Below are 25,375 nucleotides of genomic sequence, written 5' to 3' on the forward strand. Positions count from 1 at the left end.
GAGCGCAGCAGGTCATTCCCCGGGACGGACGAGCCCGGTCTCGTAGGCGGTGACCACGGCCTGCACCCGGTCGCGCGCCCCGAGCTTGGACAAGATCCGCCCCACGTGCGTCTTGACGGTCGCCTCCGCGACGAACAGGTCCGCGGCGATCTCCTGGTTGGACCGCCCCCTGGCCATGGCCAGGAGCACCTCGCGCTCGCGGTCGGTGAGCGAGTCGATCGCGGTCGCCTGGGCGGAGTCGACCAGCTGTTCCTGGGGGAGCGGGACGATCAGCCGGTCGAGCAGACGGCGCGTGGTCGAGGGGGCGATCACCGCGTCGCCGGAGAACACGGTGCGGATCGCGCCGAGCATCTCCTCGGGCGGGGCGTCCTTGAGCAGGAACCCGCTCGCCCCGGCGCGGATCGCCTCGAGGGCGTACTCGTCGAGGTCGAAGGTGGTCAGCACGATGATCCGCGGCACGACCTCGCCCCGGGTGGCCGCCCAGATCTCGGTGAGCTGCGCCGTGGCCGCCAGCCCGTCGAGGTTGGGCATCCGCACGTCCATGAGCACGACGTCGACCTCGTGGTCGGTCAGCAGGCGCACCGCCTGGGCGCCGTCGGCGGCCTCCAGGACGACGGACAGGTCCGGCTGGGAGTCGATCACCATCCGGAAACCGGCCCGCAGCAGCTGCTGGTCGTCGACGATCGCGACGCGGATGGGCGGCGCGGGCTCGGTCGCGAGGTACATGGTTGCGCGGGCTCCTTGTGAGGTGGGTGAGCTGGGTCAGGTGACAGATCAGATGACAGGTCAGGTGACGGGATCGGTGCGTTGCTCGGGGAGCGGGAGGTCAAGCATCACACGGAAGCCGCCGCCCGGTCGGGGGCCCGAGACGACGGTCCCGCCGAACATGGCGGCCCGCTCGCGCATACCCAGCAGGCCCTGGCCTGCGCCGTCGCCGTTCGCGGAGGCGCCGCGGCCGTCGTCGTCCACCTGGAGCTGGACGCTGCGCGGGCCCCAGGTGAGCACAACCGTGACGGTCGGGTCCGGGCCGGCGTGCTTGAGGATGTTGGTGAGAGCCTCCTGGCAGATCCGATAGAGGGTCAGCCCGGTGCCCGGGGGCAGCGTGCGCGCCACACCCATCCGCACGAGGGAGATCCGCAGCCCCGAGGCGCGGACCTGGGCTACGAGTGTCTCGATGTCCGACGCCGCAGGCTGGGGCGCGAGGCCGGCGAGCGTGCCGCCGTGCTCACCCGCCCCGGGGTCCCCGGGTTCGCTGCGCAGCACCCCGAGCAGGCGCCGCATGTCGGCCAGGGCCGCCCGGCCCGTCTCGGCGATCGTGCCCAGCGTGCGGGTGGCGGCCTCCGGCTCGGCGGCGGCCATGTACCGGCCGCCGTCGGCCTGGGCGATCATGACCGAGAGGGAGTGGGCGACGATGTCGTGCATCTCCCGGGCGATGCGCGACCGTTCGGCGGCGGTGGCGATCTGAGCCTGCTGGTCGCGCTCGATCTCCAGGCGCAGCGCACGGTCGCGCAGCGCGGTGATCGAGCTGCGGCTGACCCGGCGCACGAGCCCGAACGCCCACGTCGCCAGGAACATCGACCCGGTGAGCACGGTCGTCACGGCGATCGCGTTGAGCATGTCACCCTGTACGCCGATGAAGACGCCGAGCAAGAAGCAGCCGAACAGGCCCGAGGTGATCGCCACCTGGTGCGCCCAGCGGGGGCCGTAGACGGTCACCGAGAACAAGGCGACCAGGACGAAGATGTCGGCCGGGATGATCAGTGGGACACCGAGCAGCTGGTGGCCCAGGATCGCGCCGTAGACGAGGACCACCGACAGGACCGGGTGGGTGCGGCGCACGGCGAGCGGGGCGATGACGAAGAACGACATCACACCGAGCGCAGGGCCGTTGGGCTCGGACATGATCAGGAACTCACCGCTGCCGGTCGCCGCGGAGAACGGGACGATCACGGCGAGCAGCACACCGGTCATGATGATGTCGACGGCGGAGCGGTGGGCGTCGGACCATCGGCCGATCGCGTCGTACCAGTTCATGGCGCCCAGCCTAGGCACGATGGTTGGATATCGCGTCAGTCCCCAGGGGGAGGCCGCGAGCGGGGGACAGGCCCGGAGGGGGACACGGCCGGCGTCCGAGTGCCAATTGGGGCTTTTCTGTGCCGGCCGTGACGTGTGACGAGTTTGGCACCGCTCCCGATAGGTCCCCCGGGTGTTTCATGACCTAGCATGGGCGAATGACCAACGTACTTCTGGCAGAAGACGACCCGGCTATTGCCGAACCTTTGGCGCGCGCGCTCTCCCGCGAGGGATACAACGTCGTTGTGCAAGGAACAGGTCAAGGCGCAATCGACAACGCGTCTGCTGCTGACCTCATCGTCCTCGACCTTGGCCTCCCGGACATGGACGGCCTCGAGGTCGCCCGCGCGATCCGCGGCCTGGGCCTGACCACGCCCGTCCTCGTGCTCACTGCGCGGGCCGACGAGGTCGACCTCGTCGTCGGGCTCGACGCCGGGGCCGACGACTACGTGACCAAGCCTTTCCGTCTGGCCGAGCTGCTCGCCCGGGTCCGGGCGCTGCTGCGCCGCACCCACGGCGACCCCGCCGACGCCGAGGAGCTCCAGGCCCAGGACGTCAAGGTCGACGTCGCCGCGCACCGCGCCTTCCAGGGCGAGCGCGAGCTGCACCTGACGACCAAGGAATTCGAGCTGCTGCGCGTCCTCGTGCAGGGCGCCGGGACCGTCGTCGTGCGAGACACCCTCATGCGCGAGGTCTGGGGATCAGAGCCGATCGGCTCGACCAAGACCCTCGACATGCACGTGTCCTGGCTGCGCCGCAAGCTCGGTGACGATGCCAATTCCCCCCGTTACATCACCACCGTCCGGGGACTGGGCTTCCGCTTCGAGTCCGGCGAGAACTGACAGAACTCCGGGCCGCCCCCGCGTGGGGCAGCCCCGGTCGGGAGCGCTAGAGCATGCGTCGTCGAGTACTGCTGGCCACCGTCTCCGCGGTGGCGGTCGCCGTCATCCTCCTGGGACTGCCGCTGGCCATCCTCGGTGCGAACCTCGTTCGCGACAACGAGATTCGTGACCTGCAGGCACGCACCTCCGAGCTCGGCCGCTCGGTCGAGGGGCGGCTGACCCGCGGGGAGGCGATCGACGAGGCGTTCCTCGACCGCTACGTCGGCGGGGAGAACGGCCGGATCGCCGCGTACATCCAGGTCGTCAGCCCGGACGGCACCAACCTGTCCGCCGGGAACCCGATCGCGGGCAAGGTCGTCGAGCGACCGATCCTCACGCAGTCCAACGCGACGATCCAGGTCGCGGTGTCCTACTGGGACATCTACCTGCGCAGCGCGCAGGTCGTCATGCTGGTCATCGCGGCGGCCGTGGTGGCCTTCGGCGCGGGCATCGTCACGGCCGTGTGGCAGGCCAACCGGCTCTCCGCCCCGCTCGTCTATCTGGCGGCCTCCGCCGAGCAGCTTGGATCGGGCCAGGTGCGACCGCGCATCGAACCGTCCGGCGTCGAGGAGATCGACCTCGTGGCGGCCGAGCTGGCCCGCAGCTCGGACCGGATGGCCGGGCGGCTGGCCGCCGAACGGCAGTTCGCCTCGGACGCCTCCCACCAGCTGCGCACTCCGCTGACCGCGCTGTCCATGCGCCTGGAGGAGATCTCCCTGGCCGCCGGGGACAACGAGGAAGTCCAGGAGGAAGCGCGGATCTCCCTCGAACAGGTAGAACGCCTCGTCCAGGTGGTCGACGACCTGCTGACGCGCTCGCGCACCTCGGGCGGCACGACCGAGGCCGTGCACCTCATCGAGGTGGTCCAGCAGCAGGAGGAGGAATGGGCGCCGACCTTCCTCAAGCACAACCGCAAGCTCGTCATCGACGTCTCACCCGATGCCCACGTGCTCGCCACACCGGGCGCCCTCGCACAGGTGCTCGCGACCCTCATCGAGAACTCCCTCAAGCACGGCGCGGGCACGACGACGGTCCACTCCAAGCCGTCCGGCCCCAGTGGGGCCATGGCTATCCAGGTCTCCGACGAGGGCCCGGGCGTCCCCGACGACCTCGCCCCGCGCATCTTCGAGCGGGAGGTCACCTCGGGCAGGGGGACCGGCCTGGGGCTCGCCCTCGCTCGTGACCTGGTCGCGGCCGACGGCGGCCGCCTCGAGCTCTCCCAACGCCGGCCGCCGGTCTTCTCGGTGTTCCTGGCGGGGGTCCCGCGGACCATGGACCCCGAGCTGGTCCTGCCGCGCGGCGCCCCCATCTCCAGCCGCTCCAAACGCCGCCGCAGCTGGTAACCGACCGCTGAGTGCGGGCGGACGGCTGCCCAAACCGGACACGAGGCAGCCCTTCGCCCGCACCCAGCGTTCGGGGAGGGCGCCCTCGGAGGGCGCCCCGACGTCGCCGGCGTCGCCCTCGCCGAACTCGTGAATCGCTCGCCGAACTCGTGAGCCACCGGCATCCTGACGCGGGAAGCGGCGCTAGTTCACGAGTTCGACGAGCCGTTCACGAGTTCGACGAGCCGTTCACGAGTTCGACGCCGCGGTCAGCGGGCGGGAGGGGTCCTTGGCCGTGAAGACCCAGGTGCGGTAGGCGTAGTAGCGGAAGACCATGCCGAGCACGAGGCCGACTCCGTTCGCGGAGATATTGTCCGCGAGCGGGGAGCGCAGGTCGAGCACGTAGTGGGACACACCCAGGCTCGCGATCGCGATCGCCATCCCGCCGATGTTCACCACGACAAAGCCGGCGAACTCGCGCAGGTGAGTCTCGGTGCGCCGGTCGGAGAAGGTCCAGAATCTGTTGCCGAGCCAGGACACCACGGTCGCCACTGCCACAGAGATGATCTTCGCGGTGATCGGCTTGGCCTCGAGCAGATCACCGGGACCGAAGCGCAACAGGTTGAACAAGCCTGTGTCGACGACGAAGGCGACACCGCCGACCATGCCGAACCGCATGAGCTCATAGAGCCGTGCAAGCAGGGCGGCTCGCCGGCCGGGTGCTCGCGCGTCCGGGTCGGCAGCGGCCACGGCCTCCGCACCCGTCACGTCCGCCCCCGTGAGGCCAACGCTGGTCATGGCGCCGGGATCGTCGTCGCTCGGGCGATCTTGCATCGTCATGGTCGAAGACTATTCCGTATGAACCACGGTCCGTGGTCGCACCGGTCTCGACTAGGCTGGCTCACTGTGGCAGCTCCAGTGATTGCAGTAGTAGGCGGCGGGCAGCTCGCCCGGATGATGGCCCCCGCGGCGGCTGAGCTGGGCGTGCACCTGCGCGTCCTGGTCGAGGCGGCGGACTCCTCGGCGGCGCAGGTCGTCGTCGACTCCCCGATCGGCGTGGCCAGCGACGACGCCGCGATCCGCGCGCTCGTCGCGGGCGCCGACGTCCTCACCTTCGAGCACGAGCACGTGCCGAACGACCTGCTCCACGAGCTCGTCGCGGCCGGCACCCCCGTCCGCCCCGGACCCCACGCGCTGGTCCAGGCGCAGGACAAGATCATCATGCGGCGCCGTCTCACCGAACTCGGCGCGCCGTGCCCGCGCTGGGCCGAACTCTCCCGCGACGAAGCCACAGCTCGGACCGAGCTGGCCGACTTCCTCGCCGCGAGCCCCGGCGGGGAGGCGGTCGTCAAGACGTCCCGCGGCGGCTACGACGGCAAGGGCGTACGAGTCGTCTCTGCCCCCGACGACGTCGCCGACTGGTTCGCCGGCGTGAGCGCGGGCGGCCCGACCCTGCTCGTGGAGGAGAAGGTCCCCTTCGCCCGCGAGCTCGCCGTCCTCGTGGCGCGCCGCCCGAGCGGTGAGGTCCGCACGTGGCCCGTTGTCGAGTCCGTCCAGCGCGACGGCGTCTGCTCCGAGGTCGTGGCACCCGCACCGGACCTCACCGCGGCCGAGGCCGAGCGCGCGCGCTCCGTCGCCGTCGCGATCGCGGAGGGGCTCGACGTGACGGGCGTGCTCGCCGTCGAGCTCTTCGAGGTGCGCGTGCCCGGCGCCGAGCCGGTCATCATCGTCAACGAGCTGGCCATGCGCCCCCACAACTCCGGTCACTGGACCATCGACGGGTCGGTGACCAGCCAGTTCGAGCAGCACCTGCGCGCCGTCCTCGACCTCCCGCTGGGCGAGACGGCTACGACTGCGCCCTGGACCGTCATGGCGAACGTGCTGGGCAGCTCCCTCGCCCAGATGACCGACGCGCTCCCGGCCGTCCTCGCGCAGTTCCCCGATGCCCGCGTAAACCTCTACGGCAAGGACGTGCGTCCGGGCCGCAAGCTTGGTCACGTCAACGTCAGCGGCACCGACCTCGACGATGTCCGACGCCGGGCGATGGCCGCCGCCGCGATCTTGCGCGGGGAATAGCGCGGCTCACGCCACGCGCCAGCACATGACAAGTCAGCCGAGCAAGGGAACAGCCATGAGCAACGCAGTCGTCGGGATCGTCATGGGGTCGGACTCCGACTGGCCGGTCATGCAGGCCGCCGCGGACGCGCTGACCGAGTTCGGGGTGGCGATCGAGGTCGACGTCGTCTCCGCGCACCGGATGCCCACCGAGATGATCGACTACGGCCGCGAGGCCGCCGGGCGTGGGCTTCGCGTCATCATCGCGGGCGCAGGCGGGGCGGCGCACCTGCCCGGCATGCTCGCCGCGGTGACCCCGCTGCCGGTGATCGGGGTCCCCGTCCCGCTCGCCTACCTCGACGGGATGGACTCCCTGCTCTCGATCGTGCAGATGCCGGCCGGCGTCCCGGTCGCGACCGTGTCGATCGGCGGGGCCCGCAACGCGGGTCTGCTGGCCGCTCGGATCCTGGCGAGCGGGACTGACGAGGCGTCCCTCGCGCTGCGCCAGGCGATGGTCGACTTCCAGGACGGACTGAGCGAGCAGGCCAAGGCCAAGGGCGCCCGGCTGCGCGCCGGACGCGAGCAGCGCACCGGCTTCACGGCCTGAGCGCCTCGGGCCCCTCCGCAGGGGAGCGGCCCGAGAGCAGGAACCTACTGCGGCAGCCCTCCGACCACGCCGGCGGCCATCTTCCCGTCACGGATGTCGGTCCAGAACTGCGGGCTGAGCTCCGCGTTCAGCTGCACGGCGGACCCGACGCCACCCGGCCGGTAGTCGAGGCTGCTCAGCGGCGGTGTGCCGGTGACGCCACCGGGACCGTTCGCGGCCCGGAAGGCGAGCGCCATCTTGCCCAGGTCGATGATGTTGGTGTCCTGGTCGACGGTCAGCACGTCGAGCCCAGCGCTGATGAGCTCGCGCTGCGTACCCGGCTTGAACAGGATCGACTTGTTCTGCACGGCCGAGGTCACCGCGCCGATCACCTGACGCTGGCGCTCGGCTCGGCCGATGTCACCCTGCGGGTCGGAGTAGCGCATCCGGGAGAAGGCGAGCGCGGTCGTGCCGTCCGCCGTGTGGCAGCCAGCAGCCCACACGAGGCCGCTGTTGGGGTCGTTGACGTCGTAGTCCAGGCACAGCTCGACGCCGCCGACCGCGTCGACGATCGTCTCGACGCCGCTAAACCCGATCTCGATGTAGTGGTCGACGGTCAGCCCCGTCATGCCCTCGACGGTCTGGACCAGCAGCGGTGCGCCACCCCAGGAGTAGGCGGCGTTGAGCTTGTTGGCCTTGTTGCCGGGGATGTCGACGTAGGAGTCTCGCGGCAGGCTGATCAGCGACGTGGGCCCGGAGTCGGGGACGTGCAGCACCATGATCGTGTCTGTCCGTGCCCCCTCCGTCCCGTCGTCGCCGACGGCGCCGTCGGCGCGCGAGTCGGAGCCGGCGAGCAGATAGGTGGTGCCTGGGGTGTTCGCGGCTCCCGAGAGCGCGTCGATGTGGTTGATCTTGCCGTTTGCCCAGAGCAGCAGCCCGACCGGCCAGGCGATCGCCAGGACAAGCAGCAGCGCGACGGCGAGGGCCGCGATGCGGCCCCAGCGTGGCTTGGCGCGTCGCGCATCCTGGGGACCTGGGGCGTGCGGCCCCGAACCGTGCGGCCCTGAGCCGCCGGGTGCCCCGGCGCCGTGCGCCCGGACCGCTCCGGGACCGCCCGCACCGGCAGCCGCCTTCAGAGGCGCGGCTCCCTGGACAGGCCTGGGCACGCTGGTGCCTGCCGCGGGCGGGAAGGCGGCCGGTCGGGTCGATCCGGAGACCGGGCGCGCCGGGTGCGCGGAAGGTGGCGTGGCCGCGCGCGGTGCCGGTGCCGGGATCCGCCCCGACGAACCGGGTCGCGGGGCGTTGCCGCTCAGCTGGCCAGCCATGCCCGACGACGTCCGGCGCACAGCGGGCGGCGTGGGCTCGCTACGGCTCGCACCCGCGCCAGCATTGGAGCCGACGCTGGCTGGGACTGCCCGCAGCGCGCCGTCGCCGGTGTCGCCGACCTCGATCGAGGAGTCCCGGGCAGAGGGACGTGGCGGGCGACCGGACTGCGGGGTGAAGCTCGGCGGCGGGATCGAGGCCGGACGGGGCTGGTCGTCGGGAGTCATGGGTTACCCGATCAACCGCAGGTGGCGGTTGTGTCCGCGGCCGTGGTCAGACCCTTCGGGGGAGCGGTCGTCGTGGCGGTCTGCGTCGGCTCGGTGGTTGCCGTGCTCGTCGGTTCGTCGGTGGCGGCGTCCTCGGGAGTGGCGGCCGGAGCGTCTGTCGGGGCCTCGACCGGCGTGGAACCGTCGATCGGCCGGTCGGCGGCGATGTTCGCCCACACGTCGTCGGCCGCGGAGGTCCACACGACGCGGTTCTTGTCCGCGGGGTCGTCCGCGACCGGGACCATGAGGAAGTTGATCTTCGCGGCGTCGATCCCGCGCAATGACATGGCCAGCCCGCTGAGGTTCTGCAGCGAGGCGAACTCGGGGCTCGCCTTGAGCGACGACGTCGCGGCGTTGAGGAACTTCAGCAACCCGGGTGCGTCGGTGAGGAGGTTCTTGTCCAGGAGGGTGTTCGCGGTCGCGCCGAGCAGCTCCTGCTGGCGGGAGATGCGGGTGAGGTCCGAGCCGTTGAGGCCGGTGCCCTTGCGGGCCCGGGCGAGGCCGAGGGCCTGCTCACCGTTGAGGGTCTGCTGCCCGGCCGCGAGGTTGAGGTTCGCCTCCGGGGACACGATGGCCTCCGGGAGGCAGATCGGCACCCCGCCGATCGAGTCGATCATGGACTGGAAGCCGGCGAAGTCGACGACGACGAAGCCGTCGAGGTAGACGTCCGTGATGGACATGACCGTGAGCATGGAGCAGCCGGCCGCGGAGGCGATGTCCCCGCCGTTGTCCCAGCCGGTGGCGAAGGCGGAGTTGAACATCGCCTTCTTCTGCGCCTTTGTCGTGGACCCGTCGGTCATGGTGCAGGACGGGATGGCGACCATGGAGTCGCGGGGGATGGAGACGAGGTCGACCCGGGTCCGGTCGGCCGAGATGTGCATGACGATCGTCGTGTCCGAGCGCATGCCTCCCGCTTCGCCGCCGATGGTGGCGTTCTCGCCGCTGCGGTCGTCGGAGCCCATGAGCAGGATGTTGACCGGCACGCCGGCCTTGGGGTCCTTGGGGTCCTCGGTGGGTGCGCTGGGCAGCCCGTCGACGCCGGCGAGCAGGTCGGAGACGTCGATCGACTCGATGTTGTTCTGCATCTTGTAGTAGATGGCGCCGGCCCCGGTGGCCACGAAGGCGAATACCCCGGTGAGGACCAGGCCGATGAGGCGCATCATGGAGTGCGTGCGGACGGTCCGAGCGTGGCGGGGGTCGCGCGCCGCAGCCGCAGTGTTCTGCGCACGCTGGGCGGCCCGGGTCGAGGCATGGGGAGTCGTCACGATTGGTAATCCTAGGTCTGCCGGGCGCACGGGCGGAGTAGTCGCCGGGGCAGCCTGGTGGAGGGATTGTGGAGATCGCTACTGATCAGCGCCCGTGGGCGGCTGATCAGCCTTGATCCGCTCCCACAGGGGTCCGGCCGCATCCGTCCACACCACGCGGTCCTTGTCCTGGGGTGCCTCCGCGACCGGGACCTTGGTGAAGACGATGTTGTCCGTACCCGTCGCCTTGAGGCTCAGCGCAAGACCGGTGAGATCGCGGACCGAGCTGAGGCTGTCGCTGACCGTCAAGGACTTGGTCGCCGCACTGACGAACTGAGTGAGCGCGGGCAGGTCGGTGAGCAGGTTCTTCTCCGTGACCGCGGTCGCCATCGCCGCGAGCAGGGCCTGCTGGCGTTCGATGCGCTTGAGGTCGGAACCGATCTCCAGGCCCCACCCGGTCCCGGTCCGCGCCCGGGACAGCTGGGTGGCCTCCCACGGGGTGAGCACCTGGTACCCGGCCGCCAGGACCAGGCCGCCGGCCTTGGGGGAGGAGATCGCCTCGGGGATCGTGATGGGCACTCCTCCGAGGGCCTCGACCATCGCGGAGAACCCGTTGAAGTCCGCGACGATCGCGCCGTCGAGGTAGATGCCGGTGAGGGACTCGACGGTGGCCATCGCGCAGGCGGTCGCGGAGGTCAGGTCTCCGCCGTTGAACCATCCGCGGCTGAAGGCATGGTTGAACATCGTGTCCTTGACGGCGGGTAGGACCTTGCCGCTGGTCGTCCGGCACTCGGGCACATCGACGATCGAGTCACGCGGGATGGAGACGACCTCGACCCGGCTCCGGTCCGCCGACAGGTGCACCACGAGCGTGGTGTCGGAGGCCACCGACCCGTCGGCGCCGCCGAGGGCGAGGTTGTCGCCCTCCCGCGTGTCGGAGCCGAGCAGCAGGATGTTGACCGGGACACCGGCGTTCGGGTCCTGAGGATCGCGGACGGGAGCCGGTGGACGGTCACTGAGCAGGTCGCTGACGGGGAGGCGAGCGATGTTGTGGTCCAGCGTCCAGAACGCGGCCCCGGCGCCCACCACGGCGAAGGTCAGGGCTCCGACGCAGACGATCCCTGCTGTCCGGGCCGCTCGTCGGCGCGGACGGGTGCGAGCGTGCGCGAGCGGCAGAGGCGCGACGGACCGAGTCATAGCAGCAGACTCTAGGGCGACCGGAGGCCGGAAAGGTCCCGGTTGTGCGCGTGTGTCGTGTCGGATGTGTGAAGGCCGTCACAGAACGGCAGGTCAGGGTGCGCGCGGGCCGTCGTCGGGCAGGGAAAGCGGACTGCGCACCTCGGCCGGCGTGGCGGAGTCGGGGGCGTCAGAAGGTGTGGCGGGGCTGTGCGCCTCGGGAGGTGCCTCGGCGCCCGAGCGCGCTTCGGAGAGCGTGAGCTCCCGGGTCAGCAAGGTGATCTGCCGCGACATCCGGTTCATCCGCCGGTGGCTGGTTGAGATGTAGCTGAGGAACGCGATGACGAGCGCATACAGCAGGAGGTCGGCCCCGCGCCCGACGCCCACGGCGTTCGCCACCCGAGACAGCACCTGCGGGAAGATGACCGACGCCGCGGCCCCCACGACGAAGAGCAGGAGGCACAGCCGGCGGATCGCCTGGTGGCGGGCGCCCGCGGTCGAGCGCGTGAGCAGCACCGCGATGCCCGCCACGGCGGCGAGCAGGATGATCTGGATCAGCAGGACGTTGCCGCCCATGGTGCTCCTTCGGTCGTGGGAGAGGGAAGAGAGGAGAAGAGTTATTTGAAGAGGAGGTCGACGAGGATGTTGACCGAGTTCCAGATCGACTGGCCCTTGCCGCGGGAGTAGTCGGTATAGAGGACGTGCACCGGGTACTCGCGCCAGTCGAGCCCCGTCCGGCCCAGCTGCAATACGATCTCGCTCGCGTGGGCCATCCGGTCCTGGGTGAGGTCGACCTTCCGGGCGGCCGGGATGGTCATGGCCCGCAGCCCGTTGTGCGCATCGGTCAGGCGCATGCCGGTGCTCTGCTTGGTGAACCACACCGCGAACGTCAGGACGACGCGCTTGACCATGCCCGGCTTGGTCCTCCCGTCCAGGAACCGCGAGCCGAAGACGATCGCGGTCTCGCCCGAGGCGATGAGGTCGACCATGGCCCGGGCGTCGGCGACCTGGTGCTGGCCGTCGGCGTCGAAGGTGACCAGCGAGCGCGCGCCGGGCTGCTCGCAGACGAAGGAGATCCCGGTCTGCAGCGCCGCGCCCTGGCCGAGGTTCACGGCGTGGCTGAGCACCCGGGCCCCGGCTGCGCGGGCCGCCTCGCCCGAACCGTCGGTGCTGCCGTCGTCGACGCACACGATGTTGGGGAAGGTGGGAAGGGCGTCGGCGATCACGTCGGCGATCACGGACGCCTCGTTGAAGAGCGGGATGACGAGCCAGTCGGCGCCATATCCCGAGGTTGAGCTCGGATGCGGCGGTGCGGCGGGCTCAGACATGGCGCCATTCTTGCACCGAGTTCCGTTAGGCTCGCGAATGCGCGCGCACGTCGTGTTCTCGCGCCGGAACGATCTGGAGTGATGAATGGCTGTCAAGATCGCGGCTTCTGCGGACATCGACGCAGACGTGCAGATCGGCGAGGGTTCCCAGATCTGGCACCTCGCCCAGGTGCGCGGGGGAGCGGTGCTCGGTGAGCGCTGCGTCGTCGGGCGAGGGGCTTACATCGGTTCCGGCGTACGGGCGGGGTCGGACTGCAAGATTCAGAACTACGCGTTGGTCTACGAGCCGGCCACCTTGGGCGACGGCGTGTTCATCGGCCCGGCCGTCGTGCTGACCAACGACCAGTACCCGCGTGCGATCAACCCGGACGGGTCCATCAAGAGCGCCGACGACTGGCACGCGGTCGGTGTCGAGATCGGCACCGGTGCCTCGATCGGCGCCCGCGCGGTCTGTGTCGCACCGGTGCGCATCGGCGCCTGGGCGACTGTCGCCGCCGGCGCCGTGGTGACCAAGGACGTGCCGGACTTTGCCATCGTCGCGGGCGTACCCGCCCGCCAGCGAGGGTGGGTTGGCAAGGCCGGGCGCCCCTTGGTCGACGACGGGAACGGACGTTGGTCCTGTCCCGTCACCGCGACCGTGTACGAGGCTGTTGACGCCACCCTGAGAGAGGTCGTGTGACCATGAGTCTTCCACTCATCCCCGCCGCAAAGCCCATCATCGGAGACGACGAGAGGGCCGCGGTCGACCGCGTGCTGCGCTCGGGCATGATCGCCCAAGGCCCCGAGGTCAAGGCCTTCGAGGCCGAGTTCGCCGACCAGCTCGTGGCCGGACGCCAGTGCGTCGCGGTCAACTCCGGCACGTCCGGCCTGCACCTGGGCCTGCTCGCCGCGGGCATCGGCCCCGGCGACGAGGTCATCGTGCCGTCCTTCACCTTCGCCGCGACCGGCAACTCGGTCGCTCTGACCGGTGCCACGCCCGTCTTCGCGGACATCGAGCCGGACTTCTTCTGCCTGGACCCCGCCTCCGTGCGGGCCTCGATCACAGAGCGCACCAAGGCGATCATGCCCGTGCATCTCTACGGTCACCCGGCCGCGATGGTCGAGCTGCGGGCGATCGCGGACGAGTTCAGTCTCCTGCTCTTCGAGGACGCGGCGCAGGCCCACGGCGCCCAGCTGAACGGCGCGCCGGTCGGCTCCTTCGGCGATTTCGCGATGTTCAGCCTGTACCCGACGAAGAACATGACGAGCGGCGAGGGCGGCATGGTCGCCTGCGCGAGCGATCAGATCGCCCGTAACGTCCGGCTGCTGCGCAACCAGGGCATGGAGACCCAGTACGCCAACGAGCTCGTCGGCTTCAACGCCCGGATGACCGACCTGCACGCCGCGATCGGCCGGGTGCAGCTGACCAAGCTGGCCGGCTGGACCGAGCAGCGCCAGACCAACGCCGGCCTGCTCGACGCCGGTCTTGGCGGTCTGGCCGGGGTCACCATCCCGCCCGTCCACGACGACGCGGTGCACGTCTACCACCAGTACACGATCCGCGTCGCCGGGGACCGGAACCGGATCGTCCAGGCGCTGCGCGAGGAGCACGGCGTCGGCTCCGGGGTCTACTACCCGATCCCCAACCATCGCCTGCCCTCCCTCGAGAAGTACGCGCCGGGACTCGACCTGCCGCGCACCGAAGAGGCCGCCCAGCAGGTCATCTCCCTGCCCGTGCACCCGTCGTTGACCACGGGAGACCTCGAGCGGATCGTCGCCGGCGTCGTTGCGGTCGTCAAGGCCGGCTCCTGATGGCCGCCGGCTCGAGCAACCTCCGCGCCGGGCTGATCGGCCTGGGCGCGATGGGCCGCCACCACGCCCGCGTGCTGCGTGAGGTCGACGGGGTCGACCTCGTGGCCGTCGCCGACCCGGCTGGTGACCCGCACGGCGTCGCCGGCGGTCTGCCGGTGCTCCAGGACGTCCAGGCGCTCATCGCCGCTGGGCTCGACACGGCCGTCGTCGCCGTCCCCACGATCTACCACGAGGCGATCGCCCTTGCCCTCGCCGAGGCGGGCGTGCACGCGCTCATCGAGAAGCCCGTCGCGAACTCCGGTGAAGCCGGGCAGCGGATCGTCGACGCCTTCGCGGCAGCCGGGCTGGTCGGCGCGGTCGGGCACATCGAGCGGTTCAACCCCGCCCTGCAGGATCTGCGCCGCCGGCTCGCGGACGGCGAGCTCGGCGAGATCTACCAGATCATCACCCGCCGCCAGGGGCCGTTCCCAGCCCGGATCGCCGACGTCGGCGTGGTCAAGGACCTCGCCTCCCACGACATCGACCTCACCGCCTGGGTCGCGCAGAGCCCCTACGCGACCATCTCCGCCCAGGTCGCCCACCGCAGTGGGCGCCAGTTCGAGGACATGGTCCTGGCCACCGGCACGCTCGCCAACGGCGTGATCGTCAACCACACGGTCAACTGGCTCTCGCCCATGAAGGAGCGGGTCACGGTCGTCACGGGCGAGCGCGGGGCCTTCGTCGCGGACACCGCGAGCGCCGACCTCACGTTCTACGCCAACGGCACCGTGGCCACCGAGTGGGACTCGATCGCGGCCTTCCGCGGGGTCTCCGAGGGCGACGTCATCCGCTTCGCCCTCGCCAAGCGTGAGCCGCTGCGGGTCGAGCACGAGGCGTTCCGGGACGCAGTCCTGGGGATCAGCAACGACATCGTCACCCTCGAGGAGGGATTGGCGACGCTGCGGGTCGCCGAGGCGATGGTCGAATCGGCCCAGAGCGGGCAGAGCGTCCGCCTTGGGTGAGGTGAGACCTGCAGCAGAGCCCACGGCACACGTGGTCGTTGCCAGCCGCATCTTCGCTCCCGAGGCCGCGGCGGCGTCCTTCCGGCTCGCCGCGCTCACCCGCGCGCTGAGCCGGCGGGCCGGCCGCGTCACGGTGCTCACCGTGCGCCCGACGCCGGAGGCCGCCCGGGCGGCCGGCGAAAGCACCGCGGGTTTCCCCGCCAACGTCACCGTCAAGCGCTGGCCGGTGCTCCGCGACCCTTCCGGCGTCGTCCGCGGCTACCTCCAGTACCTGAGCTTCGACGCCCCCCTCGCCCTGCGTCTGCTGCTCATCCGCCGGCCCACGGTCGTAGTGAGCGAGCCGCCGCCGACCACCGGTGTCGTCGTCCGGGTGATCAGCGCGCTGCGCCGCGTCCCCTACGTCTACTACGCGGCCGACGTGTGGTCCGACGCCGCGGCGAGCACCGGCGCGCCCGCGCCGCTCGTGAGGGTCGTCGCAGCCATGGAGCGCTGGGCCCTGCGCGGGGCGCGCGCGGTGATCGCCGTGTCCGACGGCGTCGCGGCCCGCCTCGGTGAGCTCGGCGTGGACCCAGCCGCGGTGACGGTCGTGCGTAACGGGATCGATACGACCGTCTTCACCCCGGAAGGCCCACCGGCCGTCGACGCGCCGACGGCGCCGTACCTCGTCTACGCGGGGACGGCGTCGGAGTGGCAGGGCGCGGAGATCTTCGTCGATGCGCTCGCCCGCGTGCGAGAGGCCGTCCCAGAGGCCCGAGTGGCGTTCCTCGGCCAGGGCAGCGCGTGGTCGATGATCGCCGACCGGGCCGCCACGCTTCCCGACGGAGCAGTGGAGCTGCGCGGACCCGTGCCTCCCGAGGTCGCCGCGCAGTGGCTGCGCGGGGCGCACGGGGCGCTGGTCTCGCTGCGCCCAGGACTGGGCTATGACTTCGCCTTCCCGACCAAGGTCTTCGCCGCGGTCGCCTGCGGCACCCCGGTCGTCTACGCCGGGCCCGGCCCGGCCCGGGCCGTGATCACCGACAACGCGCTGGGGGCGGTGACCAACTTCGATGTCGAGGCCGTCGCCGAGGCGATGATCGGTGCCTTGGCGGCGCGGCCCACGCCGGCTGAGCGCGAGCGCCTGGCAGGGTGGGTCCAGGACAACGCCTCTGCCACCCGTGCGGGCGCGCAGGCCGCCGCCGTCGTGGCCGGTTGCCTCAGCCCACCGAAGGACAGATCTCCCTCATGACCAGCCTGATCCACACCGTCCGGACGCTGCTGAGGCTGCTGCCCGCGGGCAGCCGCCGCTTCGTGCTGCTCTTTGCGGCGATGTCCGGCGCGCTGGCCATCCTCGACGTCGTGGCGCTCGGTCTGCTGGCCCTCACCCTGGCGCCGATGCTTGCCTCCTCCGACCAGTCGGTGACCCTTCCGCTGCTCGGGACCTTTGACGAGACGTCCGAGTTTGTCGGGCTGCTCATCGTGGTCGGGGTGCTGATCATCACGAAGGGCGTGTGCGCGATCATCCTGCAGTGGTTCGCGACCCGCCGGTTCGCCCGCTTCGAGCAGGAGCTCGGCCGCCAGCTGCTCGACGCCTTCTTCGTCTCCCCGTGGACGGACCGGCTCGGGCGCAACTCGACCGACCTGGTCCGCTCGACCGACGTCGGGGTGGCCACGACCGTCTCGGGCGTCCTCATCCCGTTCACGATGCTCTCGGGCGAGGCATTCACCTTCGTCGCGGTGCTCGCCGTGCTCGTGATCGCACAGCCGCTCATGGCGGCCGTCACGGTGGTCTACTTCGGCCTCATCGGGGCCTTCCTCTACGGCTGGGTGCTGCGCAAGGCCGTGGCCGCCGGCCACGACAACCGCAACTACTCCACTCGCGCGGTGCGCCTGGTCAGCGAGATGGTCGCCTCGCTCAAGGAGATCACTTTGCGCGACAAGGGCGGAGAGGTGTCCGCGCTGGTCCAGGGGGTCCGACTACGCAGCTCGCAGGCACGGGCGAACATGTCCTTTCTCGGGGTGGTCCCGCGCTACGTCCTCGAGGCCGCCCTCGTCGGCGGCTTCGCCCTCGCCGCCCTCGTCGGCTCGATGGAGGGGAGCGGCTCCGGCGGCGCGCTCGGCGCGATTGCGCTGTTCGGCGTCGCTGGTTTCCGCATCGTCCCCTCGATCACCCGGTTCCAGTCGATCATGGCCTCCACGGCCGCCTCGATCCCCTTCGCCCAGAAGGTCATCGACGAGATCGAGCGCGGCAAGCGCAACTCCGCGCAGCGGCTGGAGGCCGGCCCCGGCGCGCCCCTGCCCGACGACGCACGCGCCATGGTCCTGGACGGCGTCACGTTTACGTACCCTGGCAGCGACCGCGCGGCCGTGCGTGGGGTGGACCTCACGATCCCCTTCGGCTCGTCGATGGCCCTGGTCGGGGCGTCCGGCTCGGGCAAGTCGACCCTCGTGGACCTGATCCTCGGGCTGCTCGAGCCGACCGCAGGGCAGATCTTCGTCGACGACCTGCCCCTCGCCGGGGTGCTGGCGTCCTGGCGCAAGCGGGTCGGCTACGTGCCCCAGGAGGTGTCCCTCTTCGACGCGAGCGTCGCCCAGAACGTCGCCCTGTCCTGGACTGAGGAGGGCATCGACCGGGACAAGGTGCGCCGATCCCTGGAACGGGCGCAGGTGCTCGACATCATCGACGCCCGCGAGGGCGGCATCGACGCCCCGATCGGCGAGCGGGGGATGAACCTCTCGGGTGGGCAGCGTCAACGACTGGGCATTGCCCGTGCGCTCTACGCCGACCCGATGGTGCTCATCATGGACGAGGCCACGAGCTCCCTGGATACCGGAACCGAGGCCCTGGTCACCCAGGCGATCCAGGAGCTGCGCGGAGACGTCACGGTCATCGTCGTGGCGCACCGTCTCGCCACCATCCGGCACTCCGACGCGGTGTGCTTCATGCGCGACGGCGAGCTGGTGATCTCCGGGACCTTCGCCGAGGTGGTCGCCGCGGAGCCGGACTTCGCCCACCAGGCCGCACTGGCCGGTCTCGCTGACGAACCGTCCCTGCCCCCGACTCGACCCGCCGAGGACTCCGCATGAGCACGCAGGACCAGCCCGCCGCCTCACCGGCTCCGATCGTGCTCCCGACGGTCGACGGCCGCCCGCTGCGGGTCGGCGTCCTCGTCTACAACGACTGCCACGCCGACGCCCGCGTCCTCAAGACCGCCGCGACCCTGCACGACGCCGGCGCGGATGTCCGCATCGTCGCCGTCGCCCGCGCGCGAGCCGGCTTCCCGGAGGGGCTGGAGACTCTCGACTCGGGCGTCGAGCTGCTGCGCGTACCCGAGTTCGAGCTGGTCCGGTCGGCGCCGCGGCTCGCGGCCCTCGCCAAGAAGGTCCTGCGGGTCGGTTCGGGGGCACCGGCGGGCGCGCTGATCGTCGACGTCCCGGCACCGTCCCGCGCGCGTTGGACGTCCGCTCCGGTGCCCTCCGCTGTCGCGGTCTCGGTGCCTCAGGAGGGAGTGGCTCGCTCGCAGTCGATGAAGTCCCGCGCGAAGAAGACCTTCGACAGCCTGTGGATGAAGACCTACCAGGTCGTCAGCCTCGCGATCTACCACCGCGGTGCCCGCAAGGCGCTCGCCGAGTGGCGCCCCGACGTCGTGCACGCCAACGACGCGAACACCCTCGCGCCGGCCTCCCGGGCCGGGGTGCCGGTCGTCTACGACTCCCACGAGCTATGGACGCACCGCAACGTCTCCGGTGCGCGCCCCGTCGCCAAGGTCGTCGAGAAGATCAGCGAGCGACGCCACGCCCGCCGAGCGGCCGGGGTCATCACCGTCTCGCCGTCGATCGCCACCTGGCTGCAGGACACCTATCGCCTCCCCGTGCTGCCCACCCTGGTGCGCAACATCCCCGGTCGGCCCAGCGCTCCGCTCGACCCCTCCCAGGGACGGCTGCGCAGCCTCGCCGGCCTGCGGCCCGAGGACCAGGTCATCGCGTACGGGGGACGGATCACCACCTCGCGCGGCATCGAGGAGACTCTGCGTGCCATGGTCGAGCTTCCGGCCGATGTGCACTTCGTCCTCCTCGGCTACGGGGAACCGACGTACATCGAGCCGCTCAAGGTCATGGCCGCCGACCTCGGCGTGACCGACCGTGTGCACTTCGTCGGGCGCGTCGGCCCGACCGAGGTCGCCGCGGCCCTCGCGGACGCCGACCTGTCGGTCGTCTACGTCCGCCCGACCTGCCTGAGCTACCGCTACTCCCTGCCCAACAAGCTCTTCGAGGCCATCCACGCGGGGCTGCCCGTCGCGGCGGCCGACCTGCCGGACACCGCGCAGATCGTGCGCGACTACGGCGTCGGGGAGGTCTTCAGCTCCGATTCCCCGCACGACCTCGCCCGCGTGGTCTCCGACGTGCTCGCGGCCCCCGAGCAGTTCCGCGCGGCGGCCCGCGCGGCCGCGCAGCAGCTCACCTGGGAGGGCGAGGCCGCCCAGCTGCTCGGCCTGTACCGCCGGGTGCTCGACGCCAGCGGCATGACATGAGCGCGCCCGGCCAGCAGCCGGCCGCAGATCCGGACGTGGCTGCCCGCCCGTCGCTGCTCATCCTGTCGTTCTCGCCCATCGCCGACGATGCGCGCGTGCTCAAGCAGGTCAACCTCTTCTCCGGCATCTATGACGTGACGACGTGCGGCTACGGCCCCGCGCCCGCGGGCGTCGTCGCCCATCACGAGGTTCCCGCCGACCTGCCGGCGTGGCGCAAGGACCCCAAGTGGCTACTGGCCCGCCAGTACCGGCGCGTCTACTGGGGCAACGCGGCCGTCGCCCACGCTCGTGGCGTGCTGCCGGTCGACGCCTTCGACGTGATCCTGGCCGACGACGTCGACACGGTCCCGCTCGCGCTGTCGCTCGCCCCGCGCCGCGGCGTGCACGCCGACCTGCACGAGTACGCCCCCGGCCAGAACAGCGAGGTGCCGCGCTGGCGCTGGTTCGTGGCGCCGTACATCCGGTGGATCTGCAGGCGATTCGTCACCCGGGCCGCATCGGTCACCACCGTCGGGCAGGGGATCGCCGACCGGTACACCCGCGAGCTGGGCGTCCCGGTCACCGTCGTGACGAACGCCGCGCCCTACGCCGAGCTCGACGCCCTGCCTGTGGGTTCCCCGATCCGGCTCGTGCACAGCGGCAACGCCCAGCGCAACCGTACCCTCGAGGTGATGATCGACGGCGTCGAGCAGTCGAGCGCCGAGGTCACCCTCGACCTGCTGCTCATGCCCAACGACCCCGCCTACCTCGCCGAGCTGCGCGCGCGATGCGCCGGATCGACGCGGGTACGGGTCCTCGACCCGGTCCCGTACGCGGACCTGGTACGCACCCTCAACGCCTACGACGTCGGAGTCTTCGTGCTGCCGCCCGTGAACTACAACTACGAGTGGACGCTGCCGAACAAGTTCTTCGACTACGTCCAGGCGCGGTTGGGGGTCATCGTCGGGCCGAGCCCGGAGATGGCCCGCGAGGTCGAGGCGCGCGGGCTGGGGGCGGTGACGCAGGACTTCACCGCGGGGGCCTTTGCCGCTGTTCTGGACGTGCTCGACCCGGTGGACGTCGCGGCGTGGAAGGTGGCCTCGGCAGGCTGCGCTCGCGAGCTGTCGGCGCAGGTGCAGTCCGAGGGCTGGGCGACCGCCGTTGAGCAGATCCTCGCCGGGGCCTAGAGTCACCCTCGTCCTTTCCCCACGCTCCGACGAGGGTGCTCGCGCGCACCAGAAGATGGAGATCGCCCGTGGTGTCGTTGTCGGTTGCGCCACCGCGTCAGGCGCATGGCTCGCGGTTCAGACCGGACATCGAAGGCATGCGGGCCGTCGCCATCGGGCTCGTCCTCTTCTATCACGCAGGGCTGCCATGGATCCCGGGCGGGTTCGTCGGAGTCGACGTGTTCTTCGTGATCTCGGGCTTCCTCATCACAGGACTCCTTCTCCGCGAGATCGCGAAGACCGGGCGCATCTCCCTCCCCACCTTCTACGCGCGGCGCGCAAAGCGGCTTCTCCCGGCGACGGCACTGGTCCTCGTCGCCACCGCAGCGCTGACCTACATCGTCCTTCCGGTCACCGACCGCCGGGTGTTCGGGTGGGACATCGTCAGCGCCGCCGCCTACGTCGCGAACTGGCGGTTCGCCGACCGGTCCGTCGACTACCTGGCCGAGGGCATCGGCGCCTCACCGGTCCAGCACTTCTGGTCCCTGGCCGTCGAAGAGCAGTTCTACCTCGTCTGGCCGATCCTCATCGTCGCCGTCCTGCTCGTGTCGCGTCGGGTCGGCAGGTCGCCGCGGATCTTGCTGGGCCCCGCTCTCCTGCTCGTGGCGGTGCCGTCGTTCCTGTGGTCCGTGACCGAGACGGGGCACAACCCGGAGGCCGCTTTCTTCGCGACGCCGACCAGACTCTGGGAACTCGCCGTGGGCGCGGGCGTCGCTCTCGCGCTTCCCCACATCAGGCGCCTGCCGGTCCGTCACGCGACCATCCTGGCTGCGACAGGGCTGTCGGCCGTCGCACTGAGCGCCTTGCTGTTCGACGCCGACACGGCGTGGCCTGGTCATCTGGCGCTCGTGCCGGTGCTCGGCACCGCGGCCGTGCTGGCCGGCGGAGAGGTCGCCCGTGACGCCGGCGCAGGGAGGCTGTTGTCTGCCCAGCCCATGGTGTGGGTCGGTGGACTCTCCTACTCCCTCTATCTGTGGCACTGGCCGCTGCTCATCGCCGCGACCGCCTACTGGAATGACGACCTCGGGGTCGGTCGTGGAGTCGCGATCGTGGCCCTGTCCGTCGTCCCGGCGTGGCTCTCTCTTGTCCTCGTCGAGAACCCGGTCCGCTTCGCGCAGCGCCTCAAGTCGACGTCGCTGTCACTCTCTGTCGGGGCCAACTTCACCGCGGTCGGCGTCGCCGCAGGGCTGGTCCTCGTGCTGGTGGTCCCGTCGACGGCGACAGACCCAGTGAGTTCTCCGCCACCGGGGGCGGAGGTCGTCCGAGACGACCCCGCAGCCGCGAGCAGCCTGTGGGAAGTGACGTCTGCGCAGCGCATCGTCCCCAGCCCGGAGACGGCGACCCTAGACGTCCCGGTCTCCTACGCCGAAGGTTGTCAGCAGGACCAGGCCACCAGCAATGTCGTCCTGTGCGAGTACGGAGACGGTGCGAGCGAGCACGTCATCGCGCTCGTGGGCGACTCGAAGGCACTCCAGTGGCAACCTGTCCTCGACCAGCTCGCGACCGCGCACGGCTGGAGGCTCGTCACGATGACCAAGTCGTCCTGCGGTCTCTACGACGGCGCCACCGGGGACGAGGCAGGGATCTACTCCTCGTGCGTGGACTGGAACTCGCGTGCGGTCGAGGAGATCACAGCCCTGCGACCCGACGTCGTCCTGACCTCTCAATACTCGAGCGCGGCGCTCACGGACCCGGAGGACAGTGAGAGCGAAGCGACCGACGAGGGGATGGTCGCCGCTCTCGAGTCGCGCTGGGCAAAGCTCGCGGACAGCGGCATCCCGGTGATCGCGCTCACCAACAACCCGTCCCCGACCGGGGAGGTGTACGAGTGCGTCGCCGAGAACCTGGAGAACCTCTCAGCTTGCTCGTTCCCGGGCACACAAACCCTGACGGCTGAGGTCCAGCGCGAGGCCGCCCGCCTCGTCCCCGGCACCCGTGTGCTGGACATGAACGATGTCATCTGCCCCGATGGGATGTGCCCCGCGGTGATGGGGGAGGTGCTTGTCTATCGGCAGGCATCCCACCTCACCAAAACCTTTGTCGAGTCGACCAAGAACATCCTCGAACCACGGCTGATCGAGGCTCTTGAGACAGCGGCACCAGAAGTGGACTGGTAGTCGGGGGCAGTGGAAGTTCGGTGACCATCGTGGTGCACGGTCGATTCGCGTTCCCTCGGGCTCACGGTGACGGCGCGAATCGGCGGCCCCGACGTCGACGGTCAGGACATACCGAGGAGGGACCGCCACGCGCGGTAGTGCTCAACGTCCACTCCTCCGTACAACGGGTCGCCAGCCAGGGCCTCGCCGACCAGCTCGGCCTCGCGCACCAGGGCATCGCCGCCGTCGTCGTAGAACGTGAAAGCCGCACCGCCGGCGACGGCCGGGGTGTCCGTCTCCAGGCCCACCATGTACGGGATACCCGCTGCGCCGGCGGCGGTACGGGCCGGAGCTGACAGGGCGATGATCCCGTCGAAGTCTGCTGCGTGGTCGACGAACGTCACGATGGAGAGCGCATCCGCGCGCTCCAGGACAGCGTCGAAGAGCGTGCCTCCGTCCGGAGCGGGTGTAGTCGCCAGCCAGTAGGGGGCGTCCAGGGCGAGTTTCACACCTGTGGGTAGGGCGGCCTTGACCGCGTCCATCGTGGCTTCCCACCGTTCGACAGTCCCGACCCGGTCGGTGTTCCAGGAAGGCAGCGTCCACGGCTCCAGGGAGAGCTCGACGTAGTCGACGGGGCGTGTGCTGATCGCATCCAGGGTCCACGTCACAGCCAGTGACGGGTCGTCGAGCCAGCCTGGGTCGCCGCCGAGCACGCCAACCTCGAACCCGGCGTCGTGCAGGGCTGTGGTCGTCTCGTCCATCCAGGCCGCGATGGGCCCTTCGTCGGACACCCACGGTGCGGCGATGTGGACCTGGCTCAGGTTGTTCTGGCGAGCGAAGGCCACGAGGGTCTGCGGGTCGGCGGCTGCGTAGCCGGTCCCGCGGTTGTCCTGGTCAGGAGTCAGGGAGTTGTCCCAGACCCACATGGACCCGAACGCCGTCCTGGCCCGCGCCGGCTCGTCAGCCGGGGTCGGCTCGCCAGCCGGCGCCGGCGTGGAGTCTGCTAGGGCTGCGTCGTCGGAGGTTCCGGCTGTGCTCAGCGGTGCCCACGGGGCGGCGGCCGCCAGCGGATCGTTGATCTGCATTCCGTGCGGCTCCTCGAGGGCAGAGGTGGCCAGGGCGCCATCCAGCAGCGGCGCGCTGTCTGAGGGTGCCGCCGCCGGGACCGTCTCGGCGAGCTGGCGGGGTTGGGCAGCTGAGGCGGATGTCGTCGCGTGGTCCGTCACCTGGGTGTACCCGACGGCGGCGATCGTGGCGAGGATCCCCAGAATCAGGACGATGACGAGATCGACCACGGTGAACCCGCCGATGGACCGCACGGTGCCGGGTCGGGAGGGCAGCGGGGTGGGCATCAGAGCATCTCCCCGCAGTCGGTTGTCCCTTGACGGTGCAGCTGCGCCACGTCGCGAACTGAACGACCTCTGTGGCGTGTGTCACAGAACTCTAGCCGACCCGGCCGACCAGCTCCTGAATCACCCGCTCTGCCGCATGTCCGTCCCCGTAGGGCGCTGCCTCGGTCGGCTCCGGCGCCGGCCGCTGCACCCCGGCGAAAATCTCCTGGGCGGAGGAGGCGAGCACGTTCCACCCCAGCTCGACCGTCTCGACCCACTCCGTCTCCGTCCGCACCGTGGTGCACGGCACCCGCAGCAGGAACGCCTCCTTCTGCAGGCCACCGGAGTCGGTCACCACGCCCGCGCTCGCCATGGTCGCGGCGAGCAGGTCGGGGTAGGCCAGCGGGGGATGCAGTACCACAGCACCACCCGACCAGTCGATCCCCGCAGCCGCGGACCGCGCCACCAGCCGCGGGTGCGCGAGCAGCACGACCGGGCGGTCCAACGCCTTGAGGCTCGTGGCGATCTCGGCGAGGTGAACGGGGTCGTCGGTGTTCTCCGCGCGGTGGATGGTCGCCACGTAGAAGTCCCCGGCGCTCACCCCTGCGCTCGTGAGCACGGACGCCGGTGCGCCGGAGAGGGAATCCCGCACGGTCAGCAGCACGTCCGTCATGACGTCGCCGACGACGATCGTCCGCCCGCCCAGCCCCTCAGCGCGTAGGTGCGAGGCCGCCACGGTGGTGGGCGCGAGCAGCAGGTCGGCGGCGTGGTCGGTGAGCACCCGGTTGTGCTCCTCGGGCATGGCCCGGTTGAAGGACCGCAGCCCCGCCTCCAGGTGCGCGACCGGCAGGTGCAGCTTCACAGCCGACAACGCGGCGGCGAGGGTCGAGTTGGTGTCCCCGTAGACGAGCACCCAGTCCGGGCGTTCCCTCTCGAGCACGCCGTCGAGCGCGGCGAGAATCGCACCGGTCTGCTGCCCATGGCTGCCCGACCCGACGCCGAGATGCACGTCCGGGGCGGGGATGGACAGGTCGGTGAAGAACACGTCGGAGAGCATCGGGTCGTAGTGCTGCCCGGTGTGCACGATCACGTGCTCGACGCCCGCGGCGGCCGCCGCGTGGGCGATCGGGGCGAGCTTGACGAACTGCGGGCGGGCGCCGACCACGGAGAGGAGCTTCACGGTTGACGA

General features: G+C 70.8%; 22 protein-coding genes. 12 read left to right on the plus strand and 10 right to left on the minus strand.

Annotated elements, in window-relative coordinates:
* Positions 1–12 precede the first annotated feature (12 nt).
* Together BLQ50_RS11345 and BLQ50_RS11350 are read right to left on the minus strand one after the other, a co-directional pair.
* Complete coding sequence (locus BLQ50_RS11345) at positions 13–726, minus strand: response regulator (protein ID WP_093183746.1); 714 nt, start codon at positions 724–726, stop codon at positions 13–15.
* Between the two features lie 60 nt (positions 727–786).
* Complete coding sequence (locus tag BLQ50_RS11350; RefSeq protein ID WP_093183747.1) at positions 787–2,034, minus strand: sensor histidine kinase; 1,248 nt, start codon at positions 2,032–2,034, stop codon at positions 787–789.
* A gap of 197 nt (positions 2,035–2,231) precedes the next feature.
* Between BLQ50_RS11350 and BLQ50_RS11355 the strand changes: the two genes are divergently transcribed.
* The gene (locus tag BLQ50_RS11355; RefSeq protein ID WP_093183749.1) at positions 2,232–2,915 is read left to right on the plus strand and encodes a response regulator transcription factor; all 684 of its coding nucleotides are present in this window, start codon (positions 2,232–2,234) and stop codon (positions 2,913–2,915) included.
* Positions 2,916–2,968: 53 nt separating this feature from the next.
* Positions 2,969–4,297 carry an ATP-binding protein gene (locus tag BLQ50_RS11360; RefSeq protein ID WP_093183750.1) on the plus strand — a complete coding sequence of 443 codons (1,329 nt, stop codon included), beginning with the start codon at positions 2,969–2,971 and terminating at the stop codon, positions 4,295–4,297.
* A gap of 228 nt (positions 4,298–4,525) precedes the next feature.
* On the opposite strand, the gene BLQ50_RS11365 is transcribed toward BLQ50_RS11360, so the two are convergent.
* Positions 4,526–5,116: a GtrA family protein gene (locus BLQ50_RS11365; RefSeq protein ID WP_425424095.1), complete on the minus strand. Its 591-nt coding sequence runs from the start codon at positions 5,114–5,116 to the stop codon at positions 4,526–4,528.
* A 66-nt stretch (positions 5,117–5,182) separates the two neighbouring features.
* Between BLQ50_RS11365 and BLQ50_RS11370 the strand changes: the two genes are divergently transcribed.
* Positions 5,183–6,352, plus strand: a complete 1,170-nt coding sequence (locus BLQ50_RS11370; protein WP_245701126.1) for a 5-(carboxyamino)imidazole ribonucleotide synthase — start codon at positions 5,183–5,185, stop codon at positions 6,350–6,352.
* A gap of 55 nt (positions 6,353–6,407) precedes the next feature.
* Positions 6,408–6,938 (plus strand): 5-(carboxyamino)imidazole ribonucleotide mutase, encoded by a 531-nt coding sequence (gene purE, locus BLQ50_RS11375; protein WP_093183754.1) that lies wholly within the window; start codon positions 6,408–6,410, stop codon positions 6,936–6,938.
* Between the two features lie 44 nt (positions 6,939–6,982).
* On the opposite strand, the gene BLQ50_RS11380 is transcribed toward purE, so the two are convergent.
* The 5 genes from BLQ50_RS11380 to BLQ50_RS11400 form a co-directional block, all read right to left on the minus strand.
* Positions 6,983–8,467 (minus strand): LCP family protein, encoded by a 1,485-nt coding sequence (locus BLQ50_RS11380; protein WP_245701128.1) that lies wholly within the window; start codon positions 8,465–8,467, stop codon positions 6,983–6,985.
* A gap of 11 nt (positions 8,468–8,478) precedes the next feature.
* Positions 8,479–9,771, minus strand: a complete 1,293-nt coding sequence (locus tag BLQ50_RS11385; RefSeq protein ID WP_245701129.1) for an LCP family protein — start codon at positions 9,769–9,771, stop codon at positions 8,479–8,481.
* 78 nt (positions 9,772–9,849) lie between these two features.
* On the minus strand, positions 9,850–10,947 hold the full coding sequence (locus BLQ50_RS11390) for an LCP family protein (RefSeq protein ID WP_093183755.1): 1,098 nt from the start codon (positions 10,945–10,947) through the stop codon (positions 9,850–9,852).
* Between the two features lie 93 nt (positions 10,948–11,040).
* Positions 11,041–11,502: a DUF2304 domain-containing protein gene (locus BLQ50_RS11395; protein ID WP_245701131.1), complete on the minus strand. Its 462-nt coding sequence runs from the start codon at positions 11,500–11,502 to the stop codon at positions 11,041–11,043.
* Positions 11,503–11,543: 41 nt separating this feature from the next.
* Positions 11,544–12,254, minus strand: coding sequence for a glycosyltransferase family 2 protein (locus tag BLQ50_RS11400; RefSeq protein WP_093183757.1), 711 nt, complete (start codon positions 12,252–12,254; stop codon positions 11,544–11,546).
* 85 nt (positions 12,255–12,339) lie between these two features.
* Between BLQ50_RS11400 and BLQ50_RS11405 the strand changes: the two genes are divergently transcribed.
* From BLQ50_RS11405 to BLQ50_RS11440, 8 genes are all read left to right on the plus strand, one after another.
* Complete coding sequence (locus BLQ50_RS11405; RefSeq protein WP_093183759.1) at positions 12,340–12,933, plus strand: acyltransferase; 594 nt, start codon at positions 12,340–12,342, stop codon at positions 12,931–12,933.
* A 2-nt stretch (positions 12,934–12,935) separates the two neighbouring features.
* Positions 12,936–14,045, plus strand: a complete 1,110-nt coding sequence (locus tag BLQ50_RS11410; protein WP_093183761.1) for a DegT/DnrJ/EryC1/StrS family aminotransferase — start codon at positions 12,936–12,938, stop codon at positions 14,043–14,045.
* Positions 14,045–15,046, plus strand: a complete 1,002-nt coding sequence (locus tag BLQ50_RS11415) for a Gfo/Idh/MocA family protein (protein WP_093183762.1) — start codon at positions 14,045–14,047, stop codon at positions 15,044–15,046. Before BLQ50_RS11410 ends, BLQ50_RS11415 begins: the two co-directional genes overlap by 1 nt.
* 31 nt (positions 15,047–15,077) lie before the next feature.
* Complete coding sequence (locus tag BLQ50_RS11420) at positions 15,078–16,271, plus strand: glycosyltransferase family 4 protein (RefSeq protein ID WP_245701132.1); 1,194 nt, start codon at positions 15,078–15,080, stop codon at positions 16,269–16,271.
* Positions 16,268–18,109: an ABC transporter ATP-binding protein gene (locus BLQ50_RS11425; RefSeq protein WP_093183766.1), complete on the plus strand. Its 1,842-nt coding sequence runs from the start codon at positions 16,268–16,270 to the stop codon at positions 18,107–18,109. The genes BLQ50_RS11420 and BLQ50_RS11425 overlap by 4 nt, the downstream gene beginning before the upstream one ends.
* A complete protein-coding gene (locus tag BLQ50_RS11430; RefSeq protein ID WP_093183768.1) occupies positions 18,106–19,554 on the plus strand; it encodes a glycosyltransferase family 4 protein in 1,449 nt (482 codons plus the stop codon). Before BLQ50_RS11425 ends, BLQ50_RS11430 begins: the two co-directional genes overlap by 4 nt.
* A complete protein-coding gene (locus BLQ50_RS11435; RefSeq protein WP_093183769.1) occupies positions 19,551–20,720 on the plus strand; it encodes a glycosyltransferase family protein in 1,170 nt (389 codons plus the stop codon). Before BLQ50_RS11430 ends, BLQ50_RS11435 begins: the two co-directional genes overlap by 4 nt.
* Before the next feature lie 137 nt (positions 20,721–20,857).
* Positions 20,858–22,876, plus strand: a complete 2,019-nt coding sequence (locus tag BLQ50_RS11440) for an acyltransferase family protein (RefSeq protein ID WP_093183771.1) — start codon at positions 20,858–20,860, stop codon at positions 22,874–22,876.
* A 101-nt stretch (positions 22,877–22,977) separates the two neighbouring features.
* Here BLQ50_RS11440 and BLQ50_RS11445 read toward each other — a convergent pair whose 3' ends face one another.
* Both BLQ50_RS11445 and wecB read right to left on the minus strand, forming a co-directional pair.
* A complete protein-coding gene (locus tag BLQ50_RS11445; protein ID WP_245701134.1) occupies positions 22,978–24,207 on the minus strand; it encodes a pilus assembly FimT family protein in 1,230 nt (409 codons plus the stop codon).
* A gap of 91 nt (positions 24,208–24,298) precedes the next feature.
* A complete protein-coding gene (wecB, locus tag BLQ50_RS11450; RefSeq protein WP_093183773.1) occupies positions 24,299–25,366 on the minus strand; it encodes a non-hydrolyzing UDP-N-acetylglucosamine 2-epimerase in 1,068 nt (355 codons plus the stop codon).
* Between the last annotated feature and the right edge of the window lie 9 nt (positions 25,367–25,375).

The sequence above is a fragment of the Sanguibacter gelidistatuariae genome, assembly GCF_900096585.1.
GTDB classification, from domain to species: domain Bacteria; phylum Actinomycetota; class Actinomycetes; order Actinomycetales; family Cellulomonadaceae; genus Sanguibacter; species Sanguibacter gelidistatuariae.